Here is a 23,387-nt window from a genome sequence, read left to right on the forward strand (position 1 = left end):
CGCCAGACGCCCCCGGGGGCGGTGCCGGATTCAGGACGGCGCGGGCGTGCTGCGGGTAGGCAGTGGAAGAACGGCGGCGCCGCTGCGCAGGGCATCGTTTTCGAGGGCCGGCTGGCGGATGGCCTCCTCGTACAGGTTCCGGCGGGGTGACTTCTCCCCGCACGTCTGCCGCGTCGACATCAGGTCCCGGGCTAACCAGCTGGCTACAGCTTCGGCCAGCTGCCCAACGCGAGGTTCGCTACTTGCAGCAGCTCAGGGCGGGAACTACCACTCGCGGCCTGGACGGCGATCCCATTGGCGACTGTTCTCAGGTAGAGCGCAAGAAGATGAGGATCTGTGGAAGGCGGAAGGTCACCGGCGTCCACCGCCTGTTGAAACCGGCGCGTCAAGTGGGCTATCCCATCCTCACGCCATGCGATGAGTGCGTCTCGGACCGGGCGGCTCTCATCCCCGGTGGCCAACGCACCCAGCACGCCAAGACAGCCCGCGGGCAACCCCGGCACGGTCGCCGCCTCGACCGTCCCTTGGAGCACGGCAGTAGCCACTGCTGCACTTGTGGGCTCGGCCAGTGCTCGGGCGAAGTAGGAGGTCAGGCCCTCGGTGTACCGCTCCAGCGCCTTGTAGAAGAGGTCTTCTTTGTTGCCGAACGCCCGGTACAGGCTGGGGCGGCTGATCCCCATCGCTTCGGTGAGGTCGTCAAGGCTGGCGCCCTCGAAACCCTTTGACCAAAACACCAGGACGGCACGATCGAGCGCCTCGTCGATGTCGAATGCGCGAGGCCTGCCAGGAGGGACCGGTGTCGTCGAGCACATTTCTTCATCCTACCCTTCGATACCGATCGGTACGGATGTGCTAAAGTGTTTCGTACCAATCGGTACGCTATACAGAGAGGCGACATCATGTCACAGACCGTACTCATCACTGGCGGAACCTCAGGCATCGGCTTGAGCCTCGCGCAGTCCTTCGTGGACCTCGGGGCATCTGTCGTCGTTTGCGGGCGTTCGCAGGCTGCGCTTGACCGATTCGCGCAGGCCCACCCGCAGGCGCTGGCCGTGCGGGCCGATGTGACGGACGCAGCTGATCGGGCAGCGTTGTTGCAAGCAGTCGCTGATCGCTTCGGGCGTCTGGACGTGTTGGTCAACAACGCCGGTACGTTCGAGGAACGAGACTATGCAGCCGGCAAGAACCCCAACACGACTCTCGATGCCGAGGTGGCGTTGAACCTCACCGCCCCCATCCACTTGACGGGGGAAGTGCTCGAGCGATGGCCAGAGCCCGACGCGATCGTATTCATCACCTCGGGGTTCGCTCTGGTCTCGCCCACTCGCGCGCCTACCCACGGCGCGGTGAAGGCCGGCCTGCACGGCTTTGCGGACGGCTTGCGCCGTCAACTCGCGCCGCAGGGCACCCATGTCCTCGAGGTCCTCCCACCGTCCACGGACACGCCCATGAACGCCGAAGCCACGGGGAAGAAACTGACTCCCGCACAGGTGGCGGCGGTCACGATGAAAGCTCTTCGCCGGGGGCGGAACATGGCGTTCCCCGGTCAGACGAAAGTCATGCCCGCCATGCTGCGCATCGCGCCGGGCACACTACGACGCGTCGTCGCCGGGCTCTGAACCCCAGAGAAGACCTTCCCCCGGCAACACCTCACCGAGTGGGCCGAGTGGGCTCCCGTCTCCCGCGAAGCCGAAGGCAAGCAGCCGTTTCGGCCTAGGGCCAATGCCGTGACTCTGTTGGTGATCTTGCCGGTGTCAGTCGGGGGCGGTGCAGAGAGCGCGGAAGTGGCTTGGTGCCCGCCGGGGGCGGGTCGGTTCGGCGATCCAGTCGGCGATGCGGGTGACGTTGCAGACCGGTGCGGTCAGGACGTGCCCGATGTGTGCTTTCGGCAGGCCTCGGTAGCGGGTTCGGTGCAGGCCGCAGGCGCGGACCTTCTGGGAGGGGGTGGCTTCGATCCTGGCGCGGACCGCGTACCGGCGTCATTGCTGATCAACATATTTGAACAAGCAAGCAAAACAGGCATGTTGAAGGAGCACCATGTATGACGTTGTAGTGGTGGGCGGGCGTCTGGCGGGCGCCGCCACGGCAGCTCATCTCAGCAAACAAGGACGAAGTGTCCTCGCGCTGAAGCGTCCCAGGATGAGCGGCCTGCCGGAGTCGCGTGGTTGCGGCTCCGGCAGACCGCCCGGTGTGTCAGACAGAGGTCACGCTGTCGCTGTCGCTGTCGCTGTCGCGGAAGTGCACCGGCTTGTTCAGCGAGCGGTGGCGAGAATGAGTGCAAAGCCGGCGTTGGTGTCTGCCCAGAGCTGATTCGTACGGAGACCCGCTTCAGTCATTTCTTCCTGGAGTCCGCCCTGGGTGAACTTAGCGCTCCGCTCGGTAACCCATTCCTCTCCGCGCGCGAATTGCGCTGCCAGGTCAAGGCCTCGAATCTTGACGAGCTGTTCGACTCGGCTGCGCAGCCTCATTTCGATGTGACTTTCCGTGCCGTTCCACACCGATACGTGGTCGAAGGCGTCCGGGTCAAAGTCGGCGTTCAGCTCGCGGTTCAGGACGTACAGCAGGTTCTTGTTGAACTCTGCCGTGACGCCTTGAGCGTCATCGTAGGCGGCAGTCATTTCCTGCTCGGTCTTGACCAGGTCGGCGCCGATCAGAAGGAAGTCCTCGGGACGCATGATGTCTCGGAGCCCGCGGAGGAACGGGCCACGGGCGGGTCGCCGGAAATTCCCCAGCGTGCTGCCGAGGAAGGCGATGAGGCGTGGGCCGTTCTGGTGCAGAGTCGGCAGGACGAGGGGAGTCGTGAAGTCGGCGCGGAGGGCGTGCAGGCGGATCCCCGGGTAGTCCTGGACGAGTTGGGCGCTGGCTTGATGGAGCGCGTCCGCACTGACGTCGACGGGGACGTAGTTCAGGTCGGTCGGCCCCAGCGCCTCGATGATCAGCTTTGATTTCGTCGAACTCCCGGACCCGAGCTCGACCATGCTGCGGGCCCCGGTCCGCGCGGCCACGTCCCGGGCGTGGAGCTGGAGCAACCCCAGTTCCGCCCTCCACAAGGGGTACTCCGGGAGCTGGGTGATCTCCTCGAAGAGTTCGCTGCCCCGGGCGTCGTAGAACCACGTGGGTGCCGTGGACTTGGGGGTGCTGGTCAGCCCGGCGCGGATATCGGCGCGCAGCGCCTTGGCGTAGTGCTCGGCGTCGAGGGTGTCGGTGTAGCCGTAGGCGCGGGTGCCCGTCATGATTGCCTCATTTCAGTCGACGTCCTGCCGCTGGGTACCTGGAGGGGACTGCGGGAACCAGAAGTCAGGCCCGGTTCTCCCCCTGGATCGGACGTCCTGCTCGGGGTCGGGTCTGAACCTGGGCCCTCCGCGTCACCGACTGGAGTCGACTGGCATTTCCGAAAGGGACACAGTGGGGGACTGCGACACGACAAGAGCGAAGACCTCTGGCCGCCATTGAGGCAACACGACCTGCGCGGGGCACGGCCGGTGCCGCTACGGGCAGTTCGGTGATCTTCTCGAACAGCTCGCTGCCGTGGACGTCGTAGAACCACTTCGGCGGGAGCGTCTTGGGCATGCGGATCAGGCCGTGCGGGACGTCGGCGCGCAGCGCGGCCGCGGTGGCGTCCTCGGGCAGGGTGCGGGTGGCCGGGAACGGGCTCACGTACTGGGCTCCTTGTGCGATGGGGGTCCCCCCGCTCGAGCGGAGCCGAGAGTGGGGGAGGATGCCAGGCGTTCTGCCATGGGTTCGTCGACGTCCTTGAGTGGCGTGAGCAGGACGTCCGTGCGGCTTGCGGCCAGCAGGGTGCGGTCGGGCACTTCCTGCCAGTGCGGATCGTCGTCGTACGGCTCGGAGGCCACGACGGTGCGTCGGCCGGGTTCGGTGAGATACCAGAGGGTGTCGCCCCAGGCGGTCGCGACGATCGTCTCGCCGTTGGTGAGCAGGAGGTTGAGTCGCGAGCCGGGGGCGGCGGCCGCGATGTCCAGGACCGTTCCGGCGAGCGCCTGTCCCTCCTCGTCGCCGGCGCGCAGCCGGTTCAGGATCAGGGCCCAGACGAGGGCCGAGTCGCAGCGCGCCTCCAGTGACAGCAGTTCGGCGGGCGGAAGGGTCTGTGTGAGCGGTGCCAGGGAGCGCGGCCAGCCGCTGATCGCGCCGTTGTGGCTGAACAGCCACGAGCCCGCGGTGTACGGGGCTGCCGCGGCCTCCCCGTCGGCGCCGGCCACGGTCGCGTCGCGCACGGCGGCGAGCAGCGCGCGCGAGTGCACCACCCGCGCCAGGTCGGCGAAGGACTGGTCGCCCCAGATGGGGCCCGTACGCCGGTACCGTGCGGGTACGGGATCCCCTTCGGCGTACCAACCGACCCCGAAACCATCCGCGTTGACGGTCCCGTGCCGCTGCCGGCGCGGCGCCCACGACTGGTGGAACAGGCTGTGCGCCGGTTCCACGAGGAGCCGGCCGAGCGGCTCCTCGGGTCCCAGGTAGGCGAGGTGACGGCACATCAGGCGGTCTCCGCGGCAGCGTCGCGTGCCGTACGGAATCCGGAGAAGATCTGCCGCCGGATCGGATAGTCCCAGTTGCGGAACGTCCCCCGGCAGGCCACCGCGTCCACGGCGAACGAGCCGCCGCGCAGCACCTTGTGCTCCGGACCGAAGAACACCTCCGAGTACTCCTTGTACGGGAAGGCCGTGAACCCCGGGTACGGCAGGAAGTCGCTCGCCGTCCACTCCCAGACGTCGCCTATCAACTGCCGTACGCCCAGCGGTGATTCACCGGCCGGATAGCTCCCGGCGGGGGCGGGCCGCAGATGGCGCTGACCGAGGTTGGCGTGCTCGGGCGTGGGGTCGGCGTCGCCCCACGGGTACCGCGTGGAGCGGTCGGCCGCCGGGTCGTGGCGGGCCGCCTTCTCCCACTCGGTCTCGGTGGGCAGCCGCCGCCCGGCCCAGCGTGCGTAGGCGTCCGCCTCGTACCAACTGACGTGCAGCACCGGCTCGTCGGGTGGGACGAGCTCGGTGACGCCGAAGCGCCGCCGCAGCCACTGACCGCCCTCGCGGCGCCAGAACAGCGGCGCCTCGATGGAGTGCGAGCGGATGTGGGTCCAGCCGTCGGGGGCCCACCAGCGTGGGTCGCCGTAGCCGCCGTCCGCGATGAACGCCTGGTACGCGGCGTTCGTCACCGGCGTGGTGTCGATGAAGAACGGCGGGACGAGACGCTGGTGCGCGGGCCGCTCGTTGTCCAGCGCCCATGGTTCGGCCGAGGTGCCCATCGTGAACGGGCCGCCGGGCACCAGGACCTCGGCCGGTCCGGTGAACGGGGGCGCGGGCGCGGGATCCGGCGCCGTCAGGGCCGCGGGGCCCTTGCGCAGCTGATGAGTGATCAGCATCGTCTCGTCGTGCTGCTGTTCGTGCTGGGCGATCATGCCGAAGGCGAAGCCCGCCTCGGTGAGCGGCGTACCGCGGAAGCGCGTGCCCTCCAGGACGTCGAGCGCCCGGCCGCGCACCTCGGCGGCATAGCGGCGTGCCTCGTCCGGCGGCAGCAGCGGCAGGGAGGGCCGTTCGGCGCGCGGGTGCTCGAACGCGTCGTACAGTCCGTCGATCTCGGGGCGCATCGCGTCACGCCCCGCGACCTCCCGCAGCAGCCACATCTCCTCCTGGTTGCCGATGTGCGCGAGGTCCCAGACCAGCGGGGACATCAACGGCGAATGCTGCGCGGTGAGATCGGGATCCTCCACGCACGAGGTCAGCAGCGCGGTGCGGTCGCGGGCCGTGGTCAGCGCCGCCAGCGCGCGCTCCCTGAGCGTTTCCGGGTCGGTGAGGTCGGGGGCGGTCATGTGCGGATGTCCTTCCCGTGGAGCGGGTGTTGCGTGCCGTGGGCGCGGTCGATCAGGCCGGTGGTGTCCAGGTCGATGGCCTCGACTTCGGTGGCGCCCAGGCCGACGGCGTCGAGCAGGTCGTCGGCGGGGCAGCGGCCCCGGGCCACATAGCGGTCGGTGAACTGAGCGACGGCGTCCTGGACTTCGTCCGTGGCCCCGAGCCTGGGCAGGGCCTCGGCCGCCGCCGCGAAACAGGTGACCGCCGCCTCGCGCAGCTCGGGATCGGCGAGGCCCGACCGGGCGGCCGCGATCCACAGCGGATTTCGCGGAGCGGTGAGCGAATCTGCCCGCTCGGCAAGGGGTTTGACGGTCCGGTAGGCGACCTCTGCGGCCTCCGCGTCGTCGAACAGCGCCGCCGTCACGGCGAGCGGCACGATCCATCCGTCGTCGCCCGGCTGCGCGTCGATCATGCGGAGTTCCAGATGGCCACGCGGACGGACCGGCGGGAACAGGGTCGTCAGGTGGTAGTCGAGATCCTCCCGGTCCGGCGGCGTGCCCGACCTGGTCCACGCCCGGAAAGTCATGCCCTCGGGTACGTCCCAGGCGTCGCTGCCCCGTGCCCGGACGCACATCACCGGCGCGTCGAGCACGTGCCGTGCCCAGGCCGCCCGTGGATCGTCGTCCAGGGGCGGGGCACCCGAGCGCCCCGGGTCCATCGCGGTCCACAGAGACTGCCGGGTCGAGCGCCAGCCGGTGTGCCGCCCCCGGGCCAGCGGCGAGTGGGCGAAGGCGGCCACCAGGACCGCGCCCAACTGGTGCGCAAGCCACCAGCGCCGTCCGTGCCCAAGCGGCCCCGGCTCCTCGTACCCGGCGTCCAGGCACACCTGGACGGAGGCCGAGTTGCACATCATGGCGCGGCCTTCGGGGCCCGTACGGTCGAGGTATCTCTCCATGGCGTCATAGCGCGGCTCATGGAGGAAGCGGGTAGGTGGGTGCCAGGGTTCCTGGCCTATTCCGGTGAGGCCGAGACCCGCCTCGCGCAGTACCGCGCGTACAGCGTCGAGGTCGGTGGAGACGGACCCGATGCACTCCATCAGGGAGGCGGCGGCGGGGGAGCTGAGCTCCAGCTGGCCGCCGGGTTCGACGGTGAGCGTCGACCGCAGGGGCAGGGTCCGCAGTGTGGCGTACGCCGCTTCGAGTCGTTCCGGTCTTACGGGGAGCCGCGGGAAGCGCAGCTCGCGGATGAACCATTCCACTTCGACACCGAGGAAACGGGGTGGTCCGGTCTTGAAGCAGATGCCCCTGACCAGGGCCTCCACCTCGGCCTCGGTGACAGCGGAGCGGCTCTCCGTACAGTCACTTTCCGAATCGGACATGTAGGGATCCTCCTGAGATTCCACCATGCCGCCGGCCCGGTGTCGGATGGGCCGGCCCGGCAATCACCTGTCCACCCAAGACGCTTGCGCCGCTTCGCACAAGGGTGCGTATGGACGCTCTTGGGGCCGGGTAACTCTGTTGCGGCGCAGTACAAGGATCGCTCACGATGCGTTCATGAGCACGACGGGAGAGATGTCGCGTGGCGCGTTCATGGCGCGTACAGGGGTGGCGCCATGGGTGCGCGCCTGCGCGGTGGGCGCGGTTGTACGGGCCAGGGCACGTGGAAGTTGCGCAGGGGATTTCGCCCACGCCGCCCCCACCCGTCCCGTCCAGGGCCGGCCCCGAACCCCACAAGGGGCGGAGCCCCTGGACCCCGCTGGGCTGCGCCCCAGACCCCCCGTCGGAGTGAACGGCCTCGTCCTCAAGCGCCGGACGGGCTGATTGATGCCGGTCTCGGCCGCAAAGGACAGCCCAGCAGTTCAGCCCAGTCCTGAGCAAGCTCAGCGCCAGCCGTAGCGCTCCCTCAGCCGGTGCACCACGGAGTTGAACCGCATCCGGTCCAGCGCGCACGCCTCCCGCCGCATCCCCGCCTCGTGGAGCCGCAGCACCCGGTCCACGGAAACCCACGAGTCGCGCCCCGAGCGGTCCCACGGCCCGCTGCCGATCGGGACCCACTCGCGGTCGCCGTCGTGCCGCTTGCTCGACAGTTGCACGGCGAGGAACGTACCGGCGGCCTCGCGGGCGACCACGAGCACCGGTCGGTCCTTGCCCCGGCCGTCGTTCTCCTCGAAGGGCACCCACGTCCACACGATCTCGCCGGGATCGGGGTCGCCGTCGTGCGCGGGTGAGTACTCGGTGCGGACCCGGCCCACCTCGCGGGCCTCCGCCTCGGTGGTCGCCGACGGGCCGTGGCGGCCGGGGACGTCGGAAGCTTGGGCGGCGTCATCGGTGAAGGCAGTCACGCGAGTCACGGTAGAGCCCCCACGTCCCCGCCCGCCGAGCGGGGCGCCTACGAAGCGGCGGGCGGCCTGAACTCCCGTAGAGCGCCGTGGGCCTCAACCGTCGGCCACCGCTCGTGCCAGCGCAGCTCCGCCTCCAGCTGCGCGGCCAGCGACACGAGGAGCGGTTCGCTGTTCGCCGGGCCGAGGAGCTGCGCACCCACGGGCAGAGCGTCGTCGACGAAGCCTGCGGGGACGTTCACACCGGGCCAGCCCAACACGTTCCACGGCCAGGCGTACGGGCAGGCGGCGATCATGGCACGGTCGGTGCCCAGGCCGTTCAGCTGCGCGAGGGCACCGATCCGCGGCGGGGGAGCGGCCGTCGTCGGCGCGAGCACCACGTCGTACGTCTTGAAGAGTCCGCCGATCCGCCGGTGCAGCATCGCCTCGGCACGCCGCGCCATCCGCAGCGGAGCCCCGCCGAGCAGCCGTCCCACGCGGGCCGCCTCGCGCGTGCGCCGGTCGAGCAGATGGGGGTGGGGCGCCTCGCGCACCCGCTCGGCGATCCCCGCGGTGGCACGCGGCACGAACGTCAACCCGATCTGCCCGTACGGCGGATCGGCCTCCTCGACCTCGTGCCCGAGCGCGGCCAGCCCCTCCGCGAGGGCGACGATCCGCGCCCGTACGTCGGGCTGCAGCCGTGCGGGCAACGCCGTGAACGGCGGCTTCAGCGAGAGGGCGATCCGCAGCCGGCCCGGCTCCCGGACCACCGCGTCCGACACGCGCAGCGTGGGCGGCCGGTGCAGATCACGTGCGTGGGAGCCGCTCGCCGCGTCCAGGAGCAGCGCGGCGTCCTCGACGGTGCGGGCGAGCGTCCCGTTCACCGTGATCCCATGGAAGGACTCCGCGCGCGGCCAGGTCGAGATCCGGCCGCGCTGCGGCTTGATCCCGATCAGATGCGTCCACGAGGCCGGGATCCGTACCGAACCCGCGCCGTCCGAGCCCAGCGCGGCCGGCACCAGGCCCGCCGCGACCGCCGCCGCCGAACCGCCGGACGAGCCGCCCGGCGTGTGCCCGGTGTGCCACGGGTTGCGGGTCTCCCCGAAGGCGGGCCCCTCGGTGAACGGCCACTGCCCGAACTCGCAGGTGTTCGTCTTGCCCACGACGATCGCCCCGGCCGCCCGCAACCGCCGTACCGCCTCACCGTCCTCGGCCACCGGCTGAAAATCCCCGCGGCAGCCGAACGCCGTCGGCTCGCCCGCCACGTCCATGTCGTCCTTCACGGCCACCGGCACCCCGAGCAATGGCCGCCGCACCCCCGCCGCCAGCTCCTTGTCCGCCGCCTCGGCCTCGCCGAGCGCCGCCTCGGCCCGCACCAGCCGGAACGCGTTCAACGTGCCCTGCGTCGCCTCGATCCTGGCGAGCGCCTCCTCGACGAGCACCCGCGAGGAGACCTCGCCGTCGGCCAGGGCGCGCGCGCACTCAGCCAGTCCTGGGGCACGGTCGGCAGCCATTCGAGACACCTCCGGAAGCACAACGAATACCGAACGGTAACCTCCGGGCGCGCGATCCGGTACAGGGTGCGCAACTTCCCTCGTACACCAGGGGATCCGTCGGCGCCCCCGCACCCCCGGAGCCAACCGAGACCCACGACAGGCGCCACGGAGGGCTTCTGCAAAGATGCGTTACGTCATGGTGCAGATACCGGAACAGCCAGCCCCGTCCCTGCCCGCGCAGCGCTCCGTGCCGACGAGCGCCGACGTTGCCCGCGTGGCGGGTGTCTCGCGCGCGACCGTCTCCTACGTCCTGAACAACACGGGCGCCGTACGGATCAGCGAGCCCACACGGCGCCGCGTCCACCAGGCCGCCAGGGATCTTGGATACGTCCCGCACGCCGCCGCCCGCAGCCTGCGCGCTGGGCACAGCCGCATGGTGCTGATGCCCGCGCCGACCGTGCCGGCGGGCCCGCTCTACAGCCAGTTCTTCAACGAACTCCAGTGGGCGCTCAGCCGCCTCGACTACACCGTCGTGCAGTACGGCAGCGTCGGCCTCCAGGGCGACGAGGCGGCCCGCGCCTGGGCGGAGCTGCGACCGGTCGCCGTCCTGGTGCCCGGCAGCGGACTCGGCCCGCAGGGCGTGGCCGTCCTCAAGCGCTCCGGTGCGCGCGCCGTCGTCACGCTCGGACCCGAGCGCGTCGAGGGCGCCCACGCGCTGCTCATGGACCACAGCATCGTCGGCCGCTGCGCCGGCGGGCACCTGCTGGCCCAGGGCCGCCGCCGCGTCGGCGTGGTGATGCCCGAGGACCCCGAACTGGAACTCTTCTCCAAGCCCCGGCTCGAAGGCGTACGCCAGGCGCTGCACGGGCAGGACGCCACGGTCACCGAGGTGCCGCTGGCGTACGAGGAGGAGGCCGCGGCCCAACTCGCCAAGGGCTGGGGTTCCTTGGGCCTGGACGCGGTGTTCGCGTACAACGACGAGTACGCCATGCTGCTGATGCGCGCCCTGAAGGACGAGGGCGTCCGCGTCCCGGACGACACGGCCGTCATCGGCGCCGACGACCTGATGCTCGGCCGGCTGCTGCGCCCGCGCCTGAGCACCGTCCACATCGAGCTTCCTTCCGGGCAGGAGCTCGCCGAACTGGTCGACCGCGCGGTGCGTGCCGCGGGCGCCGTGCCCGAAACGCACGAGGTACTGGGAGCGACCGTCGTGCACCGTGCGTCTACCTGACAACTCGCGTACGTGGGAGGCATGTTCATGCGAACCACGATCGGCATCATCGGCGGCGGCCCCGCCGGACTGCTGCTCGCCAGGCTGCTGCACCGGGCAGGTCTTGACTGTGTCGTGCTGGAGAGCAGAACACGCGCGTACGTCGAGCAGCGTCTGGCGGTACCCCCGGCCGAAGACTGGGGGAGTGCCGGAATGCTGGAACAAGGCACGGTGGACGCGCTGCGCGAGTGCGGAGCCGCCGACCGGCTGGAGGTCGACGGCCTGGTCCACAACGGTATCGAGCTGCGCTTCGACCGCGAGCGGCACCACATCGACTTCCCGGTCCTCACCGGCGGCCGTACCGTCACGATCTACGCCCGGGCGGAGATCGTGAAGGACCTGATCGCGCTCCAACTCGCCGACGGGCCACAGCTGTTGTTCGAGGCGGAGGCGCTCGCGATCGAGCGGCCGGAGAGCGACACACCCGTCGTACGCTTCGTACACCAGGGCCGGGAACAGAGCCTCACCTGCGACTGGGTGGTCGGCTGCGACGGCTTCCACGGCATCGCGCGCGACACGTTCCCGGCCACCGTGAGCCGCACGTACGAGCACGACTACCCGTACTCCTGGCTCGGTGTCCTGGCCGATGTGCGGCCGTCCTGCGAGGAGCTGATCTACGCGCGCGGCGACGGGGGCTTCGCGCTGCACAGCATGGGCCCGCCCGTCTCCCACCACCACCCCTCCAAGGAAGTCGCTTCGCTCCCTTCTGGATCGCCCGTCTCCCACCACCACCCCTCCAAGGAAGTCGCTTCGCTCCCTTCTGGATCGCCCGTCTCACGCCTCTACCTGCAGGTCCCCAACGGCACGTCCCCGGACGACTGGCCGGACGACCGCATCTGGGACGAGCTGTCGGCACGCTTCGCCATCGACGCCGACTGGCACCTGGAGCGCGGGCCGATCACCTCCAAGTCCGTTACCCCGATGAGGAGCTACGTCCAGGAGCCGATGCGCCACGGACGGCTGCTGCTGGCCGGGGACGCCGCGCACATCGTGCCGCCGACCGGCGCCAAGGGGCTCAACCTCGCGGTGTCCGACGTACGCCTCCTCGCCCGCGGCCTGATCGAGCTGCACCGGACAGGGTCGGGTCAACTCCTCGACCGCTACTCGGACTTGTGCCTGGACCGGGTCTGGCAGGCGATGCGTTTCTCGTACGACATGACCCGGATGCTGCACGCCGATCCGGACGGGGACGCCTTTGAACACCGGCTGCAACTCGCCCGGTTGCGCCGGATCACGGCGTCCCGCCCAGCGGCCGTGGAGCTGGCCGCGAACTACACGGGGCTGCCGCTGCCTCTGTGACCGGCTCGGTCACTGCTCCGGCTGGGCCTGCTGCTCCTCGATGGACTTGCGGACCTCTTCCATGTCCAGCTTCCGGGCCTGTCCGATGACGTCCGTCAGCGCGGCCTCGGGCAGCGCTCCGGGCTGGGCGAAGATCGCGACCTGGTCGCGGACGATCATCAGGGTCGGAATCGACTGGATGTTGAAGGCCTGGGCCAGCTCCGGCTGCGCCTCGGTGTCCACCTTGCCGAAGACCAGGTCGGGGTTGGCCTCCGCGGCCTTCTCGTAGACGGGCGCGAACTGCCGGCAGGGCCCGCACCAGGACGCCCAGAAGTCGATCAGGACGAATTCGTTGTCCGTGACCATCTGGTCGAAGTTGTCCTTGGTGAGCTCCACGGTGCTGCTCATGGCGTTGATTCCCACTTCCTGGTTTCGGGGCGTGGCCGCTGTGCACAACGGTGCCCGTCGGTGGCGTATTCCGCGCGCGTACCCGTGTGGCCACGGCGCACACCACCCACCAGACTGAGCCCATGACGGAAACGGAAACCATCGCGTACGACGTCGTGGTGCTCGGGGCCGGTCCCGTGGGGGAGAACGTCGCCGACCGCACGCGCGCGGCCGGCCTCTCCACGGCGGTCGTGGAGAGCGAGCTGGTCGGCGGCGAATGCTCGTACTGGGCCTGCATGCCCAGCAAGGCCCTGCTGCGCCCGGTCATCGCCCGGGCCGACGCACGCAGGGTGCCCGGCCTGCGGCAGTCCGTGCAGGGGCCCCTCGACGCCGCCGCGGTCCTCGCGCACCGGGACTATTTCACCTCGAACTGGAAGGACGACGGCCAGATCGCGTGGCTGGACAGCATCGGCGCCGACTTCTACCGCGGACACGGGCGGCTCGCCGGGCCGCGCCGGGTCGCGGTCGCCGGACCGGGGGGCGAGCAGCATGTGCTCACCGCCCGGCACGCCGTGGCCGTCTGCACGGGCAGCCGTGCCGTTGTGCCCGAGCTGCCGGGAATCGCCGAGATCAAGCCGTGGACGAGCCGCGAGGCCACCAGTGCGCAGGCGGTGCCGGGCTCTCTCGTGGTCGTCGGCGGCGGTGTCGTCGGCGTCGAGATGGCCACCGCCTGGCAGGCCCTCGGCGCCCGCGTCACGGTCCTCGTCCGCGGCAAGGGCCTGCTGCCCCGCATGGAGCCCTTCGCCGGGGAACTCGTCGCCGAAGCGCTGACGGAGTCGGGCGCGGACGTGCGGACCGGCACATCGGTGGAGTCGGTGACGCGGAACGGCTCGGCGGTCGTGGTCATGACGGACAAGGGCGACCGCATCGAGGCCGACGAGATCCTCTTCGCCACAGGCCGCGCTCCGCGAACCGACGACGTCGGCCTGGACACGGTCGGTCTGGAGCCCGGCTCCTGGCTCACCGTCGACGACAGCTGCCGGGTGACGGGCAGCGAGTGGCTCTATGGGGTGGGGGACGTCAACCGCCGTGCGCTGTTGACCCACCAGGGCAAGTACCAGGCCCGTATAGCGGGCGCCGCGATCGCCGCACGCGCCGCCGGCGTCCCCCTCCTGGAGTCCAACTCCTGGGGCGCCCACGCGGCAACCGCCGACCACGCCGCCGTTCCCCAGGTGGTCTTCACCGACCCGGAGGCCGCCGCGGTCGGCCTCTCCCTCGCCGAGGCCGAACAAGCCGGCCACCGAGTCCGCGCGGTCGACATCGACCTCGCCTCGGTAGCGGGCGCCGGCCTCTACGCCGACGGCTACCGCGGCCGGGCCCGCATGATCGTCGACCTCGACACCGAAACCCTCCGTGGCGTCACTTTCGTCGGCCCCGGCGTGGGCGAACTCCTCCACTCCGCGACGATCGCGGTGGCCGGAGAGGTACCGGTGGACCGGCTCTGGCACGCGGTGCCGGCTTACCCGACGGTGAGCGAGGTGTGGCTGCGGCTGCTGGAGGCGTATCGGGACGCGTAGTCGCGGCAGGGGGTGCCGCCGGTTCCGTTGACCGGCGGCACCCGCCTGTGTGACCCACGCCACGCGCAAGCCCGGGAACTCATCACCCCCGTCGGCCGACTTCTGGACCGCCGCGACCGAACACGGCCGCACGGCCCGCCCCGCACGACCGGAGAAGCCCGCCGATGACCACCGCTCCCTCGACCGAGACGGATGACTCCCCGGACCCGGATTCCCCGGACTCACCGGAATCCGTCACGCCCGCACCGGGGCGCAGCATCTGGTCGCCCCTGCGCCCCCTGGTGCTGCGGCTGCACTTCTACGCTGGAGTGCTCGTCGCCCCGTTCCTGCTCGTCGCCGCCACGACCGGGCTGCTGTACGCGGCCTCGTTCCAGGCCGAGAAGATCGTGTACGCGCAGGAGATGACCGTCCCCGTGGGCGAGAGCAAGCTGCCGATCTCCGAGCAGGTGGCCGCCGCGCGCGAGGAGCACCCACGGGGCACGGTCGCCGCCGTACGCCCCTCACCGGAGGCGGACGCGAGCACCAGGGTGCTGCTGTCCGGGGTCCCGGGCGTCGACGCGGAGCACAAGCTCGCCGTGTTCGTCGACCCGTACACCGGGGAGGTGCGCGGCGCGCTCGAGCAGTACGGATCCACCGGCGCGCTGCCGCTACGCACCTGGATCGACGAGTTCCACCGCGATCTGCACCTCGGCGAGACCGGCCGGCTCTACAGCGAACTGGCGGCCAGCTGGCTGTGGGTGATCGCGGGCGGCGGCCTCGTGCTGTGGTTCAGCCGCCGTCGTAAGCAGCGGAAGGTGCGCGGCACCAGCGGTCGCCGCCGCACACTGGGACTGCACGGCACCGTCGGCGTCTGGGCGGCGGCCGGGTTCTTCTTCCTGTCGGCCACGGGCCTGACCTGGTCGGCGTACGCCGGATCCCACATCGACGCCTTGCGTACCTCCCTCAACCAGGCCACGCCCACGGTGTCGGCGTCGTCGGGCGGTGAGCACGCCGAGCACGGGTCCGCCTCCGCCGAGTCGGGTGCCGACCACGGCGTCGGCCTCGACAAGGTCCTCGCGGCCGGACGCGCCGAGGGCCTGGGGGACCCGGTGGAGATCGTGCCGCCGGCCGACGCCTCGGCGGGTTCGACGGCGTATGTCGTACAGCAGGTCCAGCGCAGCTGGCCCACCAAGCAGGACGCGGTCGCCGTGAACCCGACGAACGGCCAGGTCATGGACGTGGTGCGGTTCGCCGACTACCCGGTCCTCGCGAAGCTGAGCCGCTGGGGCATCGACGCGCACACCGGCGTCCTGTTCGGCATCGTCAACCAGATCGCACTGATGGGCCTCGCGCTCTCCCTGATCCTGCTGATCCTTTGGGGCTACCGCATGTGGTGGCAACGCGGCCGCGCCTCCGCCTTCGGCCGCCCGATCCCACGCGGCGCCTGGCAACAGGTCCCGCCGTACGTCCTCGTCCCCCTGATGGCGACCGTCGCCGTGATCGGCTACTTCGTACCCCTCCTCGGCATCCCCCTGGCGGCCTTCATCGCCGTGGACGTGGTCCTGGGCGAGATCGCGTACCGGCGGGGAAAGCGGACGTACGCCCGGTAGTTGCGGTCGTGTGGCGAAGGGTCCGACAGCCGCCGATCGTACGCGCACGACTCCCGCTGTCTGAGGGGCAGTTGTTGCTGCAACGTTGATGAAGACCTGTTCGCGAAGGGGTGTTCGCGAAGGGATGTTCGCGAACAAGTCTTCCGGAAGGATTCTTCGCGTTCTACGCTGCGCGCCATGGCAGACGACGGCACGACCGACATCACCCTCGACACGGCCGCATTGCGCGTACTGGCGCACCCCACGCGGCTCGCGTTGCTGAACCGGCTGCGACAGCAGGGACCGGCCACCGTGCGGCAGTTGGCCGCGCACTTCGAGCTGGACTCCGGTGCGGCCAGCTACCATCTGCGGCGACTCGCGGCAGGCGGGCTCATCGAGGAGGACACGGAGCGGGGGACGAAGCGGGACCGCTGGTGGCGAGCGCTGCACCGGATCTCGCTGCACGATCCGGCCACGTCACCGGACGCCGCCAGTCGGGCGTACGCACAGGCCGTGGCCCTGGCCGACGGGGAGACGCTGCGCAGGGTGGCCGCCGAGGTTGTGCCGGTGCTGCCCGACGAATGGTTCGGGGTCAGCGGATTCATGAGCTACATGCTGCGTCTGGAACCCGGTCAACTCGACGCGATTAAGGGTGAGTTGTCGCGGGTGGTCGAGAGCTACCGGGAGCGCGAACCCGCAGACGGGGCTGAACGAGTGGCCGTACACCTTCAGTTGTTCCCGCTGCTCGCCGACGAGGCATGACTGCGCGGTCCCCCTATCGCGACCCGAACATCCTGCGCTGGCTGGGCGCCTACACCACGTCTGTCACCGGTGACGTCGGCTACCACCTGATCCTGGCCTGGGCCGCCACCCGCACCGCCGGTCCCGCACAGGTCGGCGCCGTTCTCGCCGTCGGGGCGATACCCCGCGCCGTCCTCATGCTCGGCGGCGGCGTACTCGCCGACCGCTTCGGCCCACGCCGCGTTCTCCTTGCCAGCGACGTCGTACGGTGCGCGGTCGTACTGGGCGCCGCTGCACTGACCGGGATCGACGGCCCTCGATTGTGGCCGCTGTACGTTGTGGCCCTGCTCTTCGGCGTCGTCGACGCGGTCTTCTTGCCGGCGGTGGGCGCCTTGCCACCAAGGCTCACGGAGCAAGACCAGCTGGCCCGGGTACAGGGGATGCGGGTGCTGGCGGTGCGGTTCAGCAACGCGGTCGGGCCACTGATCGCGTCCTTCCTGCTGGCGGCTCAGGGGGCAGCGGGCGCGTTCGCTGCAGTGGGGGTGCTGTTCGGGGTGTCGGTGGGGCTGCTGTGGGCGGTGCGGGTGGGGCCGGTGGAGGCAGTGGGGCGGGCGGGGGCCGAATGCGCGCCGCGCGGGCGTCTGTTGGGCGAACTGCGGGACGGTCTTCGGCACCTGCGTGGGCATCGGCGGCTGCGTCGTCTCGTCTGGGTCATCGGCCTTGGCGAGATGTGCTTCAGCGGGCCGCTCTTCGCCGGGCTCGTGCTGCTTGCCGACGAGCGGGGCTGGGGCACCGCCGCGCTCGGCTGGATTCTGACCGCGTTCAGTGTCGGCGGAGCTGTGAGTGCGCTGACGATGGCGGTCGCGCGCCACGTGCCCAGCGCTGGGGCCGTGCTGGCGGGATCGTTGCTCGTGACCGCCGCAGTGGTCGCGGCGCTGGGCCGGACCGGCCCGCCCGGAACCGCCATCGCGCTGGGCGGGCTGCTCGGCGTCGTCAGCGGCGTCGCGATGGTGCTCGGCAATGCCCTACTGCAAAAAGAGGCCGAGCCCCGATACTTGGGGCGCGTCACCTCGGTGACGACCCTCTGCACTTTGGGGCTCAGCCCTCTTCTCTATCCGCTTACCGGCCTCGTCGCCGCGGCCTGGGGCACGGCGACCTTCTTCGCGGGGTGTGGCGTGATCTGCGTACTGGCGGCTGCGACCGCGCTCACGCCGCCCCTGCGCGGCGCGCGCCTTTGAGGACACTCACAGCGACTCGAAATCCCCCGCGAGAGCCGATGCGAGGCGCATGTGGGGCTGCGCCTCCTCGTGACGGCCCTGTCGTTGGAGTGTGCGGCCGAGCATCAGTCGGGCGTAGTGCTCTACCGGGTCCCGTTCGACGAGTATCCTCAACTGGGCCTCGGCGCGGCGGAGTTGGGCCGAGTGGTAGTACGCGCGGGCCAGCAGGAGACGCGGTCCGACCTGCTCCGGCACCTCCTCGACCAGTCCGTCCAGAATCCGCGCCGCCGCGGCGTAGTCCTTGGCGTCGAAGAATGTCCGGGCGCGCTCCCAGCGCTCCGCGGCCGTCCCGTGGTCGTAGTACGTCGTGTTCACTTCGACCTCCTTCGGTGGCCACAACGGCACAGTTTTGTTGAAAATTCCATGTCCCTGCCGGGCGTCTACGCGCGAGCCAACTCGGCGTTCGCCCGCTCGGTGATGAGTGTCAGCACGCGGCCAGCCGTCGCCAGGTCCTCGGCCGGGACGCCGGCGTAGATGCGGGCGGCAACCTCGCCGGTCGCGGTGGCGATGCGTTCGTATCGTTCCTGGCCGGCCTCCGTGAGTCGCAGTCGGGGCTTCTCCGCCGGCGCCTCTTCGACCAGGTTCGCGGTCGTCAACTCGTCGATGGTGTCCTGCACGATCGACTCCGCGATTTTCAGCGAGCCGGTCACGCCCTCCACCAGCCGGTCGCGCTCGACCCAGTCGCCGCCGACCGCGACGAGCCGTAGTGTCACCAGCTGGTTGAAGGTGTTGCCGGTGCGGGCCAGTATCCGCTCCAGGGCGGCGCGGCTCGCGTAGTGGGCCAGGCCTATGACCCGGCCGTCGACTGTCGGTGTTGTGGTCGTCATGGCTGCTCCGTCATGTTCTCGGTCGGTGGATCAAGAGGTACGTCGAGCAGGATGGTCAACTCGTGTTTGAACGCCTTGGTTCGTTGACTGTCGAGCCCCCCGAGAGGTGCGACCAACTGCTCCAGGAGTCCCTGGACGACCTTGATCGCGCGGCGGGTGACCTCCGCTCCTTGTTCGGTGAGTGACAGTCGCACCGCGCGAGGATCGGTGGGGTCCCGGGTGCGGTCGACGAGCCCGGCGGCTTCCAGGGACCGGGCCAGCTTCGACACGTACAGCGGTTCCAGTCCGGTGTGGTCGGCGAGTTGCCGCTGGCTGGGGCGGAGTCCGGCCCGGTGCATGCCGTGCAACGACGCCACCAGCGAGTACTGCGCGTGGGTGAGGCCCAAGGGTGCGACCGTCCGGTCTACGGCCACTCGCCACTTCATCGACAGGCGCCAGACCAGGAAACCGGGCGTCGCGCCCTCGGGTGTCGTACTCATGACAGATACAGTACATGGCTACTATGTCCATGGCTAGTATCTTCGAGGCCCTGTACGACCTGACGGAGAGACCCCCGCGGGTCTAGGTTGAGGGCCATGAGCAATCTTGATCGCGAGGCAGTTCCCGCCCTCTGCGGTGGCCGGGGTTTCGTGGTGGCCGAGCCGGTGCGTGAGCTCCTCAGTCCGCGCAAGGTCAAGCTCGGCGAATCCAGTGAAGTTCGGCGGCTGCTGCCCAATCTGGGGAGACGGATGGTCGGCGCCTGGTGCTTCGTCGATCACTACGGGCCGGATGACATCGCGGACGAGCCCGGTATGCAGGTGCCGCCGCATCCGCACATGGGGCTGCAGACCGTCAGCTGGCTGCATGAGGGCGAGGTGCTGCACCGTGACTCCACCGGCAGCCTTCAGACGATCCGCCCGCGCGAGCTGGGCCTGATGACGTCCGGGCGGGCCATCAGTCACTCCGAGGAGAGCCCGCGCTCGCACGCCCGCTTTCTGCACGGCGCGCAGCTGTGGGTGGCTCTGCCCGACACCCACCGCCACACCGACCCGCTCTTCGAGCACCATGCCGAGCTGCCCGTCGTCACCGCCCCCGGCCTCAGAGCCACGCTGATCCTCGGCTCGGTCGACGGCGCCGCCTCGCCCGGCACGACCTACACCCCGATCGTAGGCGCCGATCTCGCGCTCGACCACGGCAGTGACGTACGCCTGCCGCTGGAGCCGGACTTCGAGTACGCCGTCCTGTCCATGTCCGGCGAGGCCCACGTGGACGGCGTACCACTGCTGCCCGGTTCCATGCTCTACCTCGGCTGCGGCCGCTCCGAACTGCCCCTGCGCGCCGAGTCGGACGCGGGACTGATGCTCCTCGGCGGCGAGCCCTTCGAGGAGGAGCTGATCATGTGGTGGAACTTCATCGGGCGCACGCAGGCCGAGATCGAGGCGGCCCGGAGGGACTGGGCACAGGGCTCCCGCTTCGGTGAGGTCAAGGGCTACGACGGGGCGCCGCTGCGTGCTCCGGAACTGCCGCCGGTGCCGCTGAAACCGCGGGGTCGGGTGCGCTGACCTGGGTTGATGTGTTCTGGGTGCATCACCGGCAGAGACTTTCTCCGTCCCCCTCGGCAGACCCGGCCGAGGGGGACGGACACGTCTGGGCACGGTTGACCCCGGGGCGCTTCGCGAAGCGGACCGGGGTGGTCGTCCATGCCTTTCGCGCCGTGACAGGGCTGTCTCCCGAGTGCTGCGTTTGTCATGGGTGACCGATGACAGGCGTGACTGTACGAGGCCGCATGCCCGCTGGAGTCTGTTGTCGACCCAGCAGAGGAGACACATGGAGAAGCGATACGAGGTCTTCTGTCTCGCCGATGACCACTTCTACGAGACACCGAACCAGCTCTTCGGTGCCGTCGACGGCACACCGCAGCTCTACGAGCCCGCCAACCGGCCCGCGCCAGACGGCTGGCGCCGGCACCGGTCCGGTGACTGGCTGCACCTGTCGCCGGCCAACGGACGAACTCCCGCACAGGGCTGGAAGATCCACGTATCGGCCTGCCTGGGCAACGCGGAGAAGGTGGCCGGTGTCGTGTGGGACTACTGCGTCTCCCACACGATTCCGTTCAAGTTCGTGCCCGGACCGAACCACCTCTTCCTGAGGAACTCGAAGTATGCCGGGCGAGGTGCCAGCGGGAAGTTCGCCACCCTCTATCCGGTCGATGAGGACCAACTCCACCGTGCGCTCGAGGAGTTGGGCGAGTTACTGGACGGCGAGCCGGGACCGTACATCCTCACCGATCTGCGCTGGCGACAAGGACCCCTGTATGTGAGGTACGGGGGCTTCGTCCAGCGGTTCTGCCCGGACGCCGGGGGGACACTCGTGCCGGCTGTCGAGGACGGCAGCGGCCGGTTGGTGCCGGACCGCCGGGATCCGGTGTTCCACGTCCCGGAGTGGGTGGTCCTGCCCGACTTCCTTGAGCCGGAGCTGGCCGCCCGCAACGCCACGACCACCGGCGGCCTGCCCTACCGGATCGAGCAGGCCCTGCACTTCTCCAACGGGGGCGGGGTCTACGCCGGCCACGACCTGCGGACCGGTGAGAAGGTCGTGCTCAAGGAGGCCCGGCCGCACGCCGGTCTGGCGGCGGACGGCGCGGACGCCGTCACCCGGCTGGAGCGCGAACGGGCGGTTCTGGAGCGCCTTTCCGGGTCGGGTGTGGCGCCGGAGGTGCGGGACTGGTTCGTGCTGGATGACCATCGCTTCCTGGTGATGGAGTACTTGGAGGGGAGCACCCTCAACACGTATTTCGGCCGACGCCATCCGCTGCTCGTCGCCGATCCCGATCCCGGCGTGCTCGCCGACTACACCGCCTGGGCGCTGCGCGTGCAGCGGTCCGTCGAGCGTGCCCTCGCCTCCGTGCACGACCGCGAGATCGTCTTCAACGACCTGCACTTGTTCAACATCCTCATCGGCCCCGACGAGGAATCCGTACGCCTGATCGACTTCGAGGCCGCTGCGCACATCGACGAGGACCGCCGTCAGGTCGTCGCCCACCCTGGTTTCCTCGCGCCGGCCGACCGCCATGGCTTCGCCATCGACCGCTATGCCCTGGCGTGCCTGCGCCTCGCGCTCTTCCTCCCACTGACGACGCTGCTCGGCGTCGACCGCGGGAAAGCCGCCCACCTCGCCGACGCGGCTGCCGCGGAGTTCCCCGTGCCGCGCGCCTTCCTCGCCGACGCCGTTCGCGAGATCACCGGGGCGCCGCAGTCGCACCGGGGCGGAACACCGCAGGGCCGCCGTCGACGGGCCGAACGCTATCTGCCGGTCGGCCCGGGCGACTGGCCGCGCAGCCGGGACTCGATGTACTGCGCGCTCATCGCGAGTGCCACACCCGAACGAGACGACCGCCTGTTCCCCGGGGACATCGAGCAGTTCAAGGACGGTGGCGGCACCAGCCTGGCGCACGGGGCGGCAGGCGTCCTGTACGCCCTCGCCGAGACCGGCTGCCCACGCCACGAGCCGGCCGAGGAGTGGCTGCTGCGGCACACCTCGGCGCCCGGATCCGGCACTCCCCTCGGCCTGTTCGACGGGCTGCTCGGCACCGCCTGGGTCCTGGCGCGCCTCGGCCACACCGGACCCGCACTGGAATTGACCGAGAGGGTGCTGGGCGAGAGATGGCAGCGCCTGGGGCCCGACCTGTACGGAGGACTGGCCGGGGTCGCGCTCGCCTTGGACGAGCTGTCGCGCACCACGGGCGAGAGGATCCTGCGCGACCGCGCTCTCGAAGCGGTCCAGTTGCTCGCGGACCGATCTGAGCACCTCCCCACCGGTCCGGACCCGCTGCAGGCTCCGCCCGGCGGCACGCACGGAGCAAACCGCGGCGAGCGGGCCTCCAGGGCGGGCAAGGCCGGCCTGCTGTACGGATCCAGTGGTTCCGCACTGTGCTTTCTGCGTCTGCACGAGCGCACCGGGGCACCTGCCCTGCTCGAGCTGGCCGCCCGCCACCTCCGTGCCGACCTGGCGTACTGCGCGATGGACCGCTCGGGCGCGCTGGCCGTGGACGAAGGCCGCCGCTCCATGCCGTATCTCGGCCAGGGCAGCGTGGGCATCGCCATGGTGCTCGACGACTACCTCGCCCGCCACGACGACGAGGACCTCGCGCGTGCCCGCACGGCGGTCCTTCCCGCCGCCACGTCACGCTTCTACGCCCAGTCGGGGCTCTTCGGCGGGCGCGCGGGCATGCTGCTGCACCTCGCCCGCACCGCCACCCCCGAGGTCGCTCCCCGTCATCTGGCCGACCAGGTCGCCCGCCTGTCCTGGCACGCCGTGCCCTACCGCGGGCAGCTGGCCTTCGCCGGCGACCAGGTGATGCGCCTGTCGATGGACCTCGCCACGGGAACGGCGGGCTGCCTGCTGGCGATCGGCGCCGCGCTCGACGAGCGGCCGGCCGCGTTCCCCTTCCTCCCGCCGCTCCGGCGGCCCCAGAGCCGGTCCCCGCAGCTGGGGGCCGAAACGGAAGATCCACTCGCATGCGCTGAGTCCGTACGGACACCACCTGCGCACGTCACCGACGGAGACTCCGCGGAGCGACGCCTTGGCGGGATGCGTACGGAGGCAGCACCGAACCGAAAGGATGCACCATGACACTGCTCGACCTGCAGACACTCGAAACTCCCGAACCGCCGGAGTCGCCGGAGTCTCCGGAGAACGCCGCGTCGACGGTGAGCAGCGCGAGCCTGCTGCTGTGCTCCGCGAGCACCTCCTCCACCACCCTGTGCCTGTGACAGCTCTGCCCCGGCGCATCCCCGCCCCTGTGAGCGCCGGGCGTCGGTGACAGACCGAGGGCGTGCCCCCGGACGGTAGCCGTCGTCCGGGGGCACG

Annotated in this window: 22 protein-coding genes and 1 pseudogene; 10 read left to right on the plus strand and 13 right to left on the minus strand. The window is 70.4% G+C overall.

Annotated elements, in window-relative coordinates; all coding sequences use genetic code 11:
• Positions 1-203: 203 nt before the first annotated feature.
• A complete protein-coding gene (locus tag ACFYO0_RS01920) occupies positions 204-812 on the minus strand; it encodes a TetR/AcrR family transcriptional regulator (protein WP_388669041.1) in 609 nt (202 codons plus the stop codon).
• Between the two features lie 87 nt (positions 813-899).
• On the opposite strand from ACFYO0_RS01920, the gene ACFYO0_RS01925 reads away from it, so the two are divergent.
• Positions 900-1,619 (plus strand): SDR family NAD(P)-dependent oxidoreductase, encoded by a 720-nt coding sequence (locus tag ACFYO0_RS01925; RefSeq protein WP_388669044.1) that lies wholly within the window; start codon positions 900-902, stop codon positions 1,617-1,619.
• A 135-nt stretch (positions 1,620-1,754) separates the two neighbouring features.
• Here the strand turns inward: ACFYO0_RS01925 and ACFYO0_RS01930 are convergent.
• From ACFYO0_RS01930 to ACFYO0_RS01965, 8 genes and pseudogenes are all read right to left on the minus strand, one after another.
• Positions 1,755-1,964 (minus strand): annotated as a pseudogene (locus ACFYO0_RS01930) (IS5/IS1182 family transposase); the annotation flags it as partial.
• Positions 1,965-2,252: 288 nt separating this feature from the next.
• Complete coding sequence (gene egtD, locus ACFYO0_RS01935) at positions 2,253-3,233, minus strand: L-histidine N(alpha)-methyltransferase (protein ID WP_388669047.1); 981 nt, start codon at positions 3,231-3,233, stop codon at positions 2,253-2,255.
• A gap of 64 nt (positions 3,234-3,297) precedes the next feature.
• Positions 3,298-3,657, minus strand: a complete 360-nt coding sequence (locus ACFYO0_RS01940) for an L-histidine N(alpha)-methyltransferase (RefSeq protein ID WP_388669050.1) — start codon at positions 3,655-3,657, stop codon at positions 3,298-3,300.
• Positions 3,654-4,493, minus strand: a complete 840-nt coding sequence (gene egtC / locus ACFYO0_RS01945; protein ID WP_388669053.1) for an ergothioneine biosynthesis protein EgtC — start codon at positions 4,491-4,493, stop codon at positions 3,654-3,656. Before egtC ends, ACFYO0_RS01940 begins: the two co-directional genes overlap by 4 nt.
• A complete protein-coding gene (egtB, locus tag ACFYO0_RS01950) occupies positions 4,493-5,821 on the minus strand; it encodes an ergothioneine biosynthesis protein EgtB (RefSeq protein ID WP_388669056.1) in 1,329 nt (442 codons plus the stop codon). The genes egtC and egtB overlap by 1 nt, the downstream gene beginning before the upstream one ends.
• Positions 5,818-7,179 carry an ergothioneine biosynthesis glutamate--cysteine ligase EgtA gene (egtA, locus tag ACFYO0_RS01955; RefSeq protein WP_388669059.1) on the minus strand — a complete coding sequence of 454 codons (1,362 nt, stop codon included), beginning with the start codon at positions 7,177-7,179 and terminating at the stop codon, positions 5,818-5,820. The genes egtB and egtA overlap by 4 nt, the downstream gene beginning before the upstream one ends.
• Positions 7,180-7,680: 501 nt before the next feature.
• A complete protein-coding gene (locus ACFYO0_RS01960; protein ID WP_388669062.1) occupies positions 7,681-8,142 on the minus strand; it encodes a type II toxin-antitoxin system PemK/MazF family toxin in 462 nt (153 codons plus the stop codon).
• A 47-nt stretch (positions 8,143-8,189) separates the two neighbouring features.
• Positions 8,190-9,632 (minus strand): amidase, encoded by a 1,443-nt coding sequence (locus tag ACFYO0_RS01965; protein WP_388669065.1) that lies wholly within the window; start codon positions 9,630-9,632, stop codon positions 8,190-8,192.
• Between the two features lie 178 nt (positions 9,633-9,810).
• On the opposite strand from ACFYO0_RS01965, the gene ACFYO0_RS01970 reads away from it, so the two are divergent.
• Both ACFYO0_RS01970 and ACFYO0_RS01975 read left to right on the plus strand, forming a co-directional pair.
• Positions 9,811-10,845 (plus strand): LacI family DNA-binding transcriptional regulator, encoded by a 1,035-nt coding sequence (locus ACFYO0_RS01970; protein ID WP_388669068.1) that lies wholly within the window; start codon positions 9,811-9,813, stop codon positions 10,843-10,845.
• 27 nt (positions 10,846-10,872) lie between these two features.
• Complete coding sequence (locus ACFYO0_RS01975; RefSeq protein ID WP_388669071.1) at positions 10,873-12,183, plus strand: 4-hydroxybenzoate 3-monooxygenase; 1,311 nt, start codon at positions 10,873-10,875, stop codon at positions 12,181-12,183.
• 9 nt (positions 12,184-12,192) lie between these two features.
• Here ACFYO0_RS01975 and trxA read toward each other — a convergent pair whose 3' ends face one another.
• The gene (gene trxA, locus ACFYO0_RS01980) at positions 12,193-12,570 is read right to left on the minus strand and encodes a thioredoxin (RefSeq protein ID WP_388669074.1); all 378 of its coding nucleotides are present in this window, start codon (positions 12,568-12,570) and stop codon (positions 12,193-12,195) included.
• A gap of 122 nt (positions 12,571-12,692) precedes the next feature.
• Here trxA and ACFYO0_RS01985 point away from each other — a divergent pair, with 122 nt between their 5' ends.
• From ACFYO0_RS01985 to ACFYO0_RS02000, 4 genes are all read left to right on the plus strand, one after another.
• Complete coding sequence (locus tag ACFYO0_RS01985; RefSeq protein WP_388669077.1) at positions 12,693-14,126, plus strand: dihydrolipoyl dehydrogenase family protein; 1,434 nt, start codon at positions 12,693-12,695, stop codon at positions 14,124-14,126.
• A gap of 164 nt (positions 14,127-14,290) precedes the next feature.
• Positions 14,291-15,715, plus strand: a complete 1,425-nt coding sequence (locus tag ACFYO0_RS01990; RefSeq protein WP_388669080.1) for a PepSY-associated TM helix domain-containing protein — start codon at positions 14,291-14,293, stop codon at positions 15,713-15,715.
• A gap of 177 nt (positions 15,716-15,892) precedes the next feature.
• Positions 15,893-16,456 (plus strand): helix-turn-helix domain-containing protein, encoded by a 564-nt coding sequence (locus ACFYO0_RS01995; RefSeq protein WP_388669083.1) that lies wholly within the window; start codon positions 15,893-15,895, stop codon positions 16,454-16,456.
• A complete protein-coding gene (locus ACFYO0_RS02000) occupies positions 16,453-17,673 on the plus strand; it encodes an MFS transporter (protein ID WP_388669086.1) in 1,221 nt (406 codons plus the stop codon). The genes ACFYO0_RS01995 and ACFYO0_RS02000 overlap by 4 nt, the downstream gene beginning before the upstream one ends.
• A gap of 6 nt (positions 17,674-17,679) precedes the next feature.
• Here ACFYO0_RS02000 and ACFYO0_RS02005 read toward each other — a convergent pair whose 3' ends face one another.
• The 3 genes from ACFYO0_RS02005 to ACFYO0_RS02015 all read right to left on the minus strand — a co-directional run bounded on the left by ACFYO0_RS02005 (position 17,680) and on the right by ACFYO0_RS02015 (position 19,018).
• The gene (locus ACFYO0_RS02005; protein ID WP_388669089.1) at positions 17,680-18,027 is read right to left on the minus strand and encodes a tetratricopeptide repeat protein; all 348 of its coding nucleotides are present in this window, start codon (positions 18,025-18,027) and stop codon (positions 17,680-17,682) included.
• 65 nt (positions 18,028-18,092) lie between these two features.
• Complete coding sequence (locus tag ACFYO0_RS02010; protein WP_388669092.1) at positions 18,093-18,539, minus strand: MarR family transcriptional regulator; 447 nt, start codon at positions 18,537-18,539, stop codon at positions 18,093-18,095.
• Positions 18,536-19,018, minus strand: coding sequence for a MarR family winged helix-turn-helix transcriptional regulator (locus tag ACFYO0_RS02015; RefSeq protein ID WP_388669095.1), 483 nt, complete (start codon positions 19,016-19,018; stop codon positions 18,536-18,538). Before ACFYO0_RS02015 ends, ACFYO0_RS02010 begins: the two co-directional genes overlap by 4 nt.
• 96 nt (positions 19,019-19,114) lie before the next feature.
• Between ACFYO0_RS02015 and ACFYO0_RS02020 the strand changes: the two genes are divergently transcribed.
• The 3 genes from ACFYO0_RS02020 to ACFYO0_RS02030 all read left to right on the plus strand — a co-directional run bounded on the left by ACFYO0_RS02020 (position 19,115) and on the right by ACFYO0_RS02030 (position 23,290).
• Positions 19,115-20,080, plus strand: coding sequence for a pirin family protein (locus tag ACFYO0_RS02020; protein WP_388669098.1), 966 nt, complete (start codon positions 19,115-19,117; stop codon positions 20,078-20,080).
• Positions 20,081-20,345: 265 nt separating this feature from the next.
• Positions 20,346-23,150 (plus strand): class III lanthionine synthetase LanKC, encoded by a 2,805-nt coding sequence (gene lanKC, locus ACFYO0_RS02025; protein ID WP_388669101.1) that lies wholly within the window; start codon positions 20,346-20,348, stop codon positions 23,148-23,150.
• On the plus strand, positions 23,147-23,290 hold the full coding sequence (locus tag ACFYO0_RS02030) for a SapB/AmfS family lanthipeptide (protein WP_165341522.1): 144 nt from the start codon (positions 23,147-23,149) through the stop codon (positions 23,288-23,290). The genes lanKC and ACFYO0_RS02030 overlap by 4 nt, the downstream gene beginning before the upstream one ends.
• Positions 23,291-23,387: the final 97 nt, after the last annotated feature.

It is taken from the genome of Streptomyces sp. NPDC006365 (assembly GCF_042870755.1).
Lineage (GTDB): Bacteria > Actinomycetota > Actinomycetes > Streptomycetales > Streptomycetaceae > Streptomyces > Streptomyces xiangluensis.